The organism is Ruegeria sp. CDSC021 (assembly GCF_059610845.1).
In genome coordinates, this window is sequence record NZ_JBXWOK010000013.1 from 102263 (window position 1) to 113494 (window position 11232).

Genomic DNA, 11232 nt, shown 5'->3' on the forward strand with positions numbered 1-11232 from the left:
CAGATTGGGGGGTGATCCACCGCTGCGCGCCGGGAAAAAGACCAATCCCGGAGTTCTGCCTATTTGCTGTGCGAAAGTGACCCCACTCGCCCAGAAGTTCAGCAATGATGAGATGCCGACACGGAAATGCCTGAATGACGTGTCGAACGGGTGACAGGGACTTCGTCTGTTAAGTGTGCGTTAGCCATAAGGTGGCAGAAAGCTTGATTGCTGACTTTTAGGTCGTTCATGATCGGATCATGAGCAGTTTGAAAACCTTTCTGGTCCTGCTTCTTATCCTACCGAAGCAAAGTCTGGCGGCAGATGATCCCCTGATGTCTTCATTCGCGGCATGTGCAGGACGGTTCTCGGCCGAGTTGGAACATGCCTGGCTTATGAAGGATGACCGCACGGATCAGATCGCGCATCGCCGGGCGCAGTTCATCGACCTTCTGAACGCGACGGTGCCCGACGATCAACGACGTCATGCGCTTCACCTGCGTATCGACGCCAAGATGGCGCATGCGCAATTGCTGACCGCCGCCAGCTTCTCACGCGATGCGGATCGCTCCAAATGGGCGGTGCGGCGTGCCCGGGCCGAGATCGACTATTGCACAGGATTCTTGCTTGAAAGCTGAAACGCCCAAAGATTTGGCGTTTCTTTCGCACAATAAAATGGCGAACCCGCGAAAGTCTGCGCAATTTTTGACGGATTGACGCCAGGGGCCGTTTTTCAACCCCCGCCGATCTCGCAGTCGCAGCAATTTCCATGGAACGACTTCTTCCGGGATCACACAAATCCCGTTGAACGTGCGATGGTGCTGGCCTTGCAATTCCAAAACACCACCGCACTCCGCAATTAGATTGCGTGGGGGGCATATGGGGGATCACACCCTTGAAAGCAACGCCTCCCCGCGCAGTGCCTGAAGGAAAACTGCGATGAAAAAGACACTTCTTAGTTCTGCTGCCGTCCTGGCCGCTTCGATGCTGCCGGCCATGGCGCAAGACTGCCCGATCAAGGTGGGAGTGCTGCACTCCCTGTCCGGAACCATGGCGATTTCAGAAACAACACTAAAAGACACGATGGAAATGCTGATCGAACAGCAAAACGCCAAAGGCGGCGTTCTGGGCTGCGAGTTGGAGGCCGTCGTGGTCGACCCGGCGTCGGACTGGCCGCTCTTTGCCGAAAAAGCGCGCGAGCTGATTTCGGTACACGAGGTTGACGTGATTTTCGGCAACTGGACATCCGTGTCGCGGAAATCGGTTCTACCTGTGATCGAAGAATTGAACGGACTTCTGTTCTATCCGGTTCAATATGAAGGCGAGGAATCCTCAAAAAACGTCTTCTACACCGGTGCCGCCCCCAACCAGCAGGCAATCCCGGCGACGGATTACTTTCTGGAAGAACTTGGCGTTGAGAAATTCGCGCTTCTGGGCACCGACTATGTTTACCCCCGGACGACGAACAACATCCTGGAAAGCTATCTTCAGCAGAAGGGCATCGCCGAGGACGACATCTTCGTCAACTACACGCCCTTTGGTCATTCTGACTGGTCCAAGATCGTCTCGGACGTCGTGGCTCTTGGTGCGGATGGCAAGAAAGTCGGCGTGATTTCAACGATCAACGGCGACGCAAACGTGGGCTTCTACAAGGAACTCGCGGCTGTTGGCATCAGCGCCGACGACATTCCCGTCGTGGCCTTCTCGGTCGGCGAGGAAGAATTGTCGGGTCTCGACACCTCCAACCTTGTTGGTCACCTCGCAGCCTGGAATTACTTCCAGTCAGCAGATACTGATGCCAACGCCGAATGGGTCGAGGCCTGGAAAGCCCGCATGGGCGACGAGCGTGTGACGAATGACCCGATGGAGGCGCATTACATCGGCTTCAACATGTGGGTGAATGCGGCGACCGAAGCAGGCACCACCGATGTCGATGCTGTGCGCACCGCCTTGTACGGGCAGGAATTCCCGAACCTGACTGGTGGCACCGCGGTCATGCTGCCGAACCACCACTTGGCCAAGCCGGTTCTGATCGGTGAGATCACCGAGGATGGTCAGTTCGACATCATCAGCCAGACGGAGGAAGTGCCGGGCGATGCCTGGACGGATTTCCTGCCGGAATCGGCGGTGCTGAAATCCGATTGGGCGGAACTCGATTGCGGGATGTACAACACCGAAACGTCGTCCTGCGTTCAGATCAAGTCGAACTACTAAGCATGGTGGGTTGAAAACCCACCCAACGGGTGCGGCGCATGTCGCCCCCAGAACGCCTTACGGGGGCTGAACTATCCATGTCGCTTATACGTCGGTTCAACATCGGTTTCATGTCGGTGCTTCTGTGCGCTCTTGCCTTGCCACTTTCGGCGCAGAACGCCGAGGCGCCGATCCAGCAACTTTTGCAAGAACATGGCGAAATCATCGCCAAATCCTCGCGCAAGACCATCGGTCCTGCCATCGACGCGCTTGCCGCCAGTGGTCTGGCCGAGGCCCAGGTCGTGCTGGAACGCTGGCAAAACAAAGAGATGTGGCGCGACAAGGACACCGGGCTTTTCGTCTATGGCGAAGCCTCGGGCAAGGAATTGACGGCGTTCGACTTTGCCGATGGCGCGGAACTTGGCACTTTCGTTGCCCGTGACTTCAAACAGTTGAAACCCAACAGCGGCATTCGCGGCATGATCGGCGCGGCCCTGGTGCAATTCCAACTATCAGGGTCCTTTGCCGAAAAGATGCAGGCCCTGAATGCGATCGAGCGTGACTCGGAGGCGTCCCATCTTGTGGCCCTGACCAAAGTTCTGCCCGACGAAACGGACCAGTCTGTGCAAAGTCGCATGGAACGCCTTCAGGGGCTTTTGACAATCCGCTTCGGCGCGACCGACGAGGAGAGGATTGCTGCCATCCAGCAATTTGACGGCGATCTTGGTGTCGATGTCCGGGCCGCATTGAACCCGCTTTTAGCCGTGAAAGTCGAGGCTTCGGCACAAGCACCCGAGGGCGATGACATCGCCCGCATCCTGACCGTCGGCAGCGACGACCTGCCGCGCGAGTCCGCCTATGACCTTCTGGTTGCCGCCGATCTGGCGAAACCCCGGATCAACCGGTACGACAAGCGGAACGCGCTTTTGGCGAACATCTCGGAGGGATCGGTCGCGGGGGTTCAGGTGGCGACGCTGAACAGCGAAGACGCACGCGACCTTGCTTATGAAGCTTTGGCCGAACAGGGCGTGGTAAACCCTGTGGCCACCGAAGCCGAGGTGGATGAAACCCTGGCAGGCTTCACGTTCTACGAACGCTACAGCGGCTCGCCTTCATTGGCCGTTGCCGCGGCGGCGGTGCTGACGGGCATCGAAAACAAGGTGGCATTTAACCAGGCATTTGACCTTGGCCTTGACGCCCTGTCGCTCGCTTCGATCTACTTTCTTGCCGCCATCGGTCTTGCTATCACCTTTGGCGTGATGCGCGTGATCAACATGGCCCATGGCGAGTTCATCATGATGGGCGCCTACACCGGCTACGTCGTCCAGCAGATCATCCCGGATTACACGATTTCCATTATCGTCGCCTTGCCGCTGGCCTTTGCCGTCACCTTCGGCGCAGGGGTCACGATGGAACGGCTAGTGATCCGCCACCTCTACCATCGCCCGCTGGAGACGCTTCTGGCGACTTTCGGGATTTCCATTGCCCTGCAACAGATCGCCAAGAACATCTTCGGCACGCAAGCGCGGCCCCTCACCTCGCCCGGCTGGCTGGACGGATCGCTGGTGTTCAATGACATCGTGTCGATCAGCTATATCCGGATCGCAATTTTCGTTTTGGCGCTTTTGTTCATGGCGCTATTCCTTTTCGTCATGAACCGCACTCGATTGGGGCTGGAAGTGCGGGCGGTGACACAGAACCCCCGCATGGCGGCCTCGATGGGGATCAACCCCGACAGGATCAACATGCTGACCTTCGGCTTCGGCTCGGGTATTGCCGGGATAGCGGGTGTGGCGATTGGGCTTTACGCCAAAGTGACCAGCGAGATGGGCGCGGACTATATCGTGCAAAGCTTCATGACCGTGGTCGTGGGCGGCGTTGGCAACATCTGGGGCACGCTTCTGGGCGCGACCATGGTTGGCTCGCTGCAAAAAGGGATCGAATGGCTGAACCCCTCGAACACACTGGCCGCACAGACCTATATGATCCTCTTCATCATCCTCTTCATCCAATTCCGGCCGCGCGGGATCATCGCGCTTAAAGGCCGGGCGGCGGAGGCATGAGCATGGCGGAACTGACAGCAGGCCCTGTGCGTCGCACACCTTTCGTGGTGCGTTATCCGTCGGTGCTTATCTTTCTGGCCTGTCTGGGGCTGTTCACCCTGGGCGTGACGATCCTGTCCGAAGGGTTCGGTATCGGCGTCATCTCGACCAGTTTCGTCAAGACCCTGGGCAAGACCCTGTGCCTCTGCCTCGTCGCGCTGGCGATGGATCTGGTCTGGGGCTATTGCGGTATCCTGTCCCTTGGGCATATGGCCTTCTTCGGAATGGGCGGTTACGCGATAGGCATGTGGCTGATGTACGAGCGGACGCGTCTGATCGTCGTCGAGAGCCTCGCCGCCGGAGGGCTGCCGCCAACGCCCGAAGAGGTCTCCAGCGGGATCGCTGGCCAGATCTTCGGTGTCGTCGGAGCCTCGGAATTTCCGCCGATCTGGGCCTTTGCCCATTCTCTGCCGCTGCAACTGGCCGCCGTCGTACTGGCGCCGGGGCTTCTGGCGCTGGTCTTTGGCTGGCTGGCCTTCCACAGCCGGGTGACAGGTGTGTACCTTTCGATCCTGACGCAGGCGATGACGCTGGCGCTGTCACTGTACCTGTTCCAAAACGACAGCGGATTGCGCGGCAACAACGGTCTGTCAGGCCTGCAGAACCTGCCGGGGTTGGAGAGCACTAGTCAGGCCATCGTTTCGGTCTGGTTCCTTTGGGCCTCGGCCCTGGCTCTGGGACTTGGATACGTGCTGGCGACTTGGATGGTATCGGGCAAGTTCGGCTCGGTCCTGCGCGGCATTCGGGACGACGAAGCGCGGGTGCGCTTCCTTGGCTATCCAGTCGAGGCGTTCAAGCTGTTTGTCTTCACCGTATCGGCCGTGCTCGCTGGCATTGCAGGCGCAATCTACTACCCACAGGCGGGCATTATCAACCCGGCGGAACTGGCGCCGATTGCCTCGATCTATCTGGCGGTCTGGGTGGCCATCGGCGGGCGTGGGCGATTGTACGGAGCCGTGATCGGCGCGGCTTTCGTCTCGCTCTTGTCGACCTGGTTTACCGGCGGGCAAGCCCCTGACCTGAACATCGCCGGGTATCGCATTCAATGGGTCGATTGGTGGACCGTCCTGTTGGGGCTGTCCTTCGTGGCGGTTACGCTTTTCGCACCGAAAGGCATTGGAGGGCTGTTCGACGCCTTGGCAGCGCGTCGCAACCCCAATCGGCATGGGCGCGACCTGGGGCCGGGCCACGGTTCTTTGAGAGAAAAGGAGGCAGATGCATGAGCGCGCTTCTTGAAGTCTCGGGCGTGTCGGTCAGCTTTGACGGGTTCAAGGCGCTGAACAACCTGTCGTTCAGCATTGACAGGGCCGAATTGCGGGCGGTCATCGGCCCGAACGGCGCGGGCAAGACCACCTTCATGGATGTGGTGACCGGCAAAACCCGGCCTGACGAGGGCCATGTGCTTTGGGGCGAACCGCCCGTGTCCTTGCTGGGCAAATCTGAAAGCAAGATCGCCATGGAAGGGGTCGGGCGCAAGTTCCAGCGACCCACGGTGTTTGAGGATCAGACAGTTCAAGACAACCTGATGATGGCGCTGAAAAAGTCGCGGTCGCCGTTGGCCGTGCTGCTGTTCAAACCCGAAACATCGGACTTTGCCCGGGTCGAAGAACTGGCGGACGTCATTGGGCTGGACGCGGTTCTGTCACGGAAATCTGGCGAGCTGTCCCACGGGCAAAAGCAATGGTTGGAGATCGGGATGCTCTTGGCACAGGAACCGAAGCTGTTGCTGGTGGACGAACCTGCGGCAGGCATGACGACCGCAGAACGTCAGAAGACCACGCAAATTTTGCGGGACGCGGCGAAGACCCGCGCTGTCGTCGTAGTGGAACACGACATGGATTTCGTACGGCGTTTGGATTGCAAAGTGAGCGTGCTGCACGAAGGCTCGGTTCTGGCCGAAGGCTCGATCGATCACGTCACCAAGAACCAGCAAGTCATCGAGGTGTACCTTGGCCGATAGTTTCCTCAGCATCCGCGATCTGACGCTGCACTATGGCGGCAGCCAAATTCTGAACGGCGTGGATTTCGACGCGGCCCAGGGCGAGGTCACCTGCTTGATGGGCACTAATGGCGTAGGCAAGACGTCGCTGTTAAAGGCGCTGGCGGGCACCCATCCCCGGTCGGGGGGCGACTATGATCTGGACGGCCAAAGCATCGGAAAGCTGAAGGCCTTTGACCTTGCGCGGAAGGGCGTTGCCTATGTGCCCCAGGGGCGCGAGATCTTTCCGTTTTTGACGGTGCAGGAAAACCTTGAGACGGGATTTGCCTGCCTGCCAAGTGGCGAACGCAAGGTGAAGGACGAGATTTTTGATCTGTTCCCCATTCTGAAGAAGTTCCTGCAACGGCGGGGCGGTGACCTTTCAGGCGGCCAGCAACAGCAACTGGCGATCGCGCGCGCGCTGGTGTCGAACCCGAAAGTGCTTCTTCTGGATGAACCGACCGAAGGTATCCAGCCGAACGTCATCCAGCAGATCGGCGGCACCATCCGCATTCTGAAGGAGCGCGGGAACATCGCGATCGTCCTAGTCGAACAGTATCTGTCCTTCGCCTATGATCTTGGGGATGCCTTCGTCGTGATGGAGCGCGGTGCCGTCAAACTGAGCGCGCGAAAGCCGGAACTATCACTCGAAAAGCTGACCGCAAGCACGTCTTTGTAGTACGCAATGGCAGGGTGATCTGTATACTATTCTTCCCTTCATAACCGGTTTCGCCGCTTCAAGGCCGTAAGTCTGTTCCAAACCGGCGAACGGCAAGTGCCATTCGCCGACGCGGGTCAGATTTCAATCTGCTCCGCAATAGTGAGAGCATCTTCCAACTCAACGCCAAGGTAACGCACTGTACTGTCAATCTTAGTGTGACCCAGCAAAAGCTGCACTGCGCGGAGATTCCCTGTCTTACGGTAAATCTCCGCTGCTTTGGTTCGGCGGAGTGAATGGGTCCCGTAACCGCTCGGCTCCAATCCAATCGCAGTCACCCAATCTCTGACAAGCCGACCATACTGACGCGTTGAGATATGGGGTCGCTCGTGGAATCGGCTCGGAAACATGAAGCTACAGCCCATCATCTCTGGCGACTTGACCCAAGCATGAACCGTATCCCGTGTGTTTTCCGTCAGTTCGAATTGTACTGGTTTCTTGGTTTTGCTCTGGACCACTGAAACCCGTTCTCGAACACGATCATCTTTGACCAGATCGGTCACGGCAAGCCTAACCAAATCGCATCCACGCAGCTTGCTATCAATGGCGACATTGAACAGCGCAAGATCGCGCAGATTTCCGGCGAGTTCGAGCCGAGCACGGATTGCCCAGACCTGCTTGGGAAGCAAGGGTCGTTTCTGGCCGATGATCCGCCCCTTGTTTCATGCTCTGCGCTTTGGGGTGACTGCGGGAAATTGAACTCTAGGCATAATGTGCCCTCCAATCCGCCCTCCGCATCCAATCATCGGCACCGCGCCAACGAGACAATTGTACAATCGAATCGGATGCCTGCTGTCCGAAGCCCACTCTACTTGAGTTCTCGGAGCGTGCATTGAACTGCTTTGAGGCCGTTGGCGGAAATAGGTTGTGATGCACCCCAAAACGGAACCAAGGAGCGTCAGCCCCGCCGTGCAAGCACCGGTCCGGTGGGTCGACGCTTGCTCGGATTCTCACGGATCACTGCTTCAGTCCACAACCTGTGAATCCGGGCGCACATTCTTGCTAGGCAATATGTGAATGGCCGAATTCAGCGCTGTGCCGTAACACAAGAATTCGTGCGTGCGCGGAGATTTTCGTGTTGCGAGCGTACGCAGCGAAAAAACCCGAGGTACAGGTTGGGCTCTCCTGGCACCTTCGCCGCGAGATCCATGAACGACCGTTTCGCGATGGAGCGCCTTTCGCGGCGCGGCGCACGAACTGGCAAGACGCGGGACAAATCTGCCATTCGGCCTCGCGGTCTGAACGGCAGGTTTTTTCCAAGCAAGTTTGATTAGCTCATAGCGTTATGCATAGTCAGGCGCGTCCAACGTTTCACCGTTCATGTTCCCTTCGACGGCAGCGACGTAGGCCTTTGCAGTGTCTGCCGCCGATAAGCCCGTGCTTGAATCCATGCCCATCATCTCCATCGTTTCCTTGACGAAGACCGGGCTGACGGTGTTCACCCGTAGTTCGCGATCAAGTTCGAGTGCTGCTGCCTTGGCAAAGGATTCCAGCGCCCCATTGGCGATGCTGATCACCACCGAGCCCTGCATCGGTTCTCGTGACAGTATGCCGGCAGTGAGCGTGAACGATCCAGCATCGCTGATATGTCTCTGTCCAACGCGGACAAGGTTGATCTGGCCCATCAGCTTGTGGGGTCGATTCAGGCTGAGTGCAAAATAGGGCGGTAAGGAGATTTCTGAAAAGGTTGGTACGTAGCCGACCCTTCACCGCGCCAAGCCCGAACTGGAAAGACGCGGACTAAGCCGCCACTCGCCGCACCGTCCACTAAGAAGCGCTCCGCGAACTTTGCGGACCCTGGAACAGCCTTTGACACAACAATTTGGAACGCCGCAGTTAACCGCGTGCACACCAGCATTGATTTCGAAAAGGTCCCAATGCCATCATCTTCTAAAAGTAGGAGGGGATTAGATGTGGAAACCAATCATATTTGCTTTTTTGATTGTCTTGACTGGTGCCGCAGCGGCTATGTCGCACGATGTGCGGGATCCAGCGACTTTGCAAAAACCGCTTATTCAGGACTTGCTAACCGAGTCGCTCAAAAGCACTGAGGGCTTGGAGGTTGTCGTGAGCCATGTTGCCCTACCACCAAACCTCACTTTACCAATGCATTGGCATCCCGGTGAAGAATTTGCCTACATTCTGCAGGGCAGCGTCACCCTCATCCTAGACGGCGAAGGCGAACAAGAAACTTTTTCAGGTGACGTAGGCGTCGTTCCGTTGAAGAAAGTGCACACCGCTCGCTCAGGGGACGAAGGGGCAACCATTTTGGTGTTCCGTGTCCATGAGGAGGGCCAGCCAGGCAGAGTTTTGGTCAGCGACTGATTTTCAAGACAAAGGCGAAACATCCTTTACCGAATGCATGGTTGTCGGAACCGGGGGGGTGCCGTTTGCCTTCACACTTGCAACCCTGCTTTTTTCCACCCGCTGCGCCAGCGATCAGCGCAGGTTGGAATAGAGAATAATGGTAAACGTGTTGTCTCGGTTATCGAAGCCGCATTCGGAGCGATTTCGTTCAATTTGACAGCCGCTGTTTTTGCCGCATCTATGTCATCGAGCTCAGCAAGCGAGGCAATCAGCATCAGGTGGCTCATCAGGAAGGTTGCACGCACAGACAAGGCTTCGCGACAGGCCTGCGCGGCTTCCTCATAACGTCCCAAGTGAAACAAGGCGGCACCCTGTCCCATGAAAGCGGCGTGCCGCAATGGATCACCCGGGCTGAGTTCGACAGACCGGACTGCATGTTCCAGCGCCTTGTCAGGGCGATTCAGCAAATAAAGATTTGCAGCGGCGAGCATGTGGACCGTCGCCGCGTTGGGATTTTCCGACAATGCTTCCTTAAAGGCTGTCCGCGCGCGGGACAGGTCTTGTGCCAGCATAGAGATCGAATGTGCGGCATAAGCCTTTGCAATGCCGTCCGCGCGATCGCTCCGCAGCACCTGCTCTGCGGCCGCGACAGCTGACTTGGGTCCCTGATCTACAGGTTCCAAACCTTGCACAAGACGTTGGATATGAAGCCATGCTAGCAAGCCCGCTGCGGAGGCGTATTCCGGATCTCGATCCAAAGCCAGTTTTGTCAGTCGTATTGCCTCTATGTTGTCTTGGTCAGTCAGCAAGTGGAAATGTGATAATGCTCGGAGGTAGAGCTCGTATGCCTGTAAGTCCTTGGTGGGTTTTGCACGCGCACGATTTGTTTCAGCGTGCCGCACCGATGGTTCAATAGCTGTAACTACGTCTTCGGTGACTTGATCTTGAAGATCAAAGATGTCGTCGAGCACACCGTCAAAGCGGTCCGCCCACAAATGGCTCCCATTTTCGGTATCTATGAGCTGTCCCGTGATGCGGACGCGCTGCCCGGAACGCCGAACGGAGCCTTCCAGTACATACCGAACCCCTAAGTCGCGGCCCATGTCGCGGATGTCCGTGCTTTTCCCCTTATAAGCAAAAGAAGAGTTTCGTGCGACGACCATCAACCAACGAAACCGAGATAGCTCAGTTATGATGTCTTCCGTTATGCCATCGGCAAAGAACTCCTGCTCCGGATCACCCGACATATTGTCGAATGGGAGCACTGCGATTCCCGGCCTCACATCCGCTTTGATCGCGAGATTGGCTTTCGTACCCTTTGGCCAACACCAGATTCCAACATGCCGCGTGATGTTTTTCAGTTCGGTTTGCTCTCCGCCGTCGAATAATCCCGCATCGTTACGGTCAAGGCTGTTATGTGACGTATCTGAAAAGAGCACTTGTCCCGGCTTCGCGAGAGCCTCCAGACGCGCCGCAACATTGATGCCGTCGCCGAAAATGTCATCGCCATCGGTTACCACTTCCCCTGTGTGAACCCCGATGCGCAGTTTGATGTGGTCAGGTCTGTGGGCGGACTGAACTGCAATCGCGCAAGCTGCTGCTTCAGATGGTGATTGAAACTCGACGATCCAGCCGTCGCCCATGCTTTTGATCAGTGAACCATTGGTATCTTCCACGATCGGGAGAAACGTGTCCTCGCGGAAGGTCTTTAATGCAGCGACTGTGCCAGTACGGTCCTGATCCATCAGCGCGGAATAGCCCACAATGTCGGCGGCCAATACCGTCGTGAGACGTCTTCCCATTCACCCCTCCTCTTTGCAATGAAGTTAGCTCGGTGGGTTGCTTCTGTCAGCCCATTCGTCAGATTTTGAAAAGCCGTAGGCTCCAGACTCATTGATTTACAGCCAGAATAGGACTGTAGCAGCGAGAGCGATGGCCGAGAGGAATACCTTTGG

General features: G+C 57.2%; 10 protein-coding genes. 7 read left to right on the top strand and 3 right to left on the bottom strand.

Annotation, left to right across the window (positions count from 1 at the left end):
- Positions 1-239: 239 nt before the first annotated feature.
- The 6 genes from AC2FGB_RS17425 to urtE all read left to right on the top strand — a co-directional run bounded on the left by AC2FGB_RS17425 (position 240) and on the right by urtE (position 6931).
- The gene (locus AC2FGB_RS17425; protein ID WP_496694485.1) at positions 240-617 is read left to right on the top strand and encodes a hypothetical protein; all 378 of its coding nucleotides are present in this window, start codon (positions 240-242) and stop codon (positions 615-617) included.
- 301 nt (positions 618-918) lie between these two features.
- Positions 919-2193, top strand: a complete 1275-nt coding sequence (gene urtA / locus AC2FGB_RS17430) for an urea ABC transporter substrate-binding protein (protein ID WP_496694486.1) — start codon at positions 919-921, stop codon at positions 2191-2193.
- A gap of 110 nt (positions 2194-2303) precedes the next feature.
- Positions 2304-4235 carry an urea ABC transporter permease subunit UrtB gene (gene urtB / locus AC2FGB_RS17435; protein ID WP_496694491.1) on the top strand — a complete coding sequence of 644 codons (1932 nt, stop codon included), beginning with the start codon at positions 2304-2306 and terminating at the stop codon, positions 4233-4235.
- A gap of 2 nt (positions 4236-4237) precedes the next feature.
- Positions 4238-5497, top strand: a complete 1260-nt coding sequence (gene urtC, locus AC2FGB_RS17440) for an urea ABC transporter permease subunit UrtC (protein WP_496694487.1) — start codon at positions 4238-4240, stop codon at positions 5495-5497.
- On the top strand, positions 5494-6234 hold the full coding sequence (gene urtD, locus AC2FGB_RS17445; protein WP_496690071.1) for an urea ABC transporter ATP-binding protein UrtD: 741 nt from the start codon (positions 5494-5496) through the stop codon (positions 6232-6234). Before urtC ends, urtD begins: the two co-directional genes overlap by 4 nt.
- On the top strand, positions 6224-6931 hold the full coding sequence (gene urtE / locus AC2FGB_RS17450) for an urea ABC transporter ATP-binding subunit UrtE (protein ID WP_142639074.1): 708 nt from the start codon (positions 6224-6226) through the stop codon (positions 6929-6931). Before urtD ends, urtE begins: the two co-directional genes overlap by 11 nt.
- 116 nt (positions 6932-7047) lie before the next feature.
- On the opposite strand, the gene AC2FGB_RS17455 is transcribed toward urtE, so the two are convergent.
- Both AC2FGB_RS17455 and AC2FGB_RS17460 read right to left on the bottom strand, forming a co-directional pair.
- The gene (locus tag AC2FGB_RS17455) at positions 7048-7620 is read right to left on the bottom strand and encodes a tyrosine-type recombinase/integrase (protein ID WP_496694492.1); all 573 of its coding nucleotides are present in this window, start codon (positions 7618-7620) and stop codon (positions 7048-7050) included.
- Positions 7621-8253: 633 nt separating this feature from the next.
- Positions 8254-8595: an SDR family oxidoreductase gene (locus AC2FGB_RS17460; protein ID WP_185956751.1), complete on the bottom strand. Its 342-nt coding sequence runs from the start codon at positions 8593-8595 to the stop codon at positions 8254-8256.
- A gap of 286 nt (positions 8596-8881) precedes the next feature.
- Between AC2FGB_RS17460 and AC2FGB_RS17465 the strand changes: the two genes are divergently transcribed.
- Positions 8882-9295 carry a cupin domain-containing protein gene (locus tag AC2FGB_RS17465; protein WP_496694488.1) on the top strand — a complete coding sequence of 138 codons (414 nt, stop codon included), beginning with the start codon at positions 8882-8884 and terminating at the stop codon, positions 9293-9295.
- 71 nt (positions 9296-9366) lie between these two features.
- On the opposite strand, the gene AC2FGB_RS17470 is transcribed toward AC2FGB_RS17465, so the two are convergent.
- Complete coding sequence (locus tag AC2FGB_RS17470) at positions 9367-11055, bottom strand: adenylate/guanylate cyclase domain-containing protein (RefSeq protein ID WP_496690069.1); 1689 nt, start codon at positions 11053-11055, stop codon at positions 9367-9369.
- Between the last annotated feature and the right edge of the window lie 177 nt (positions 11056-11232).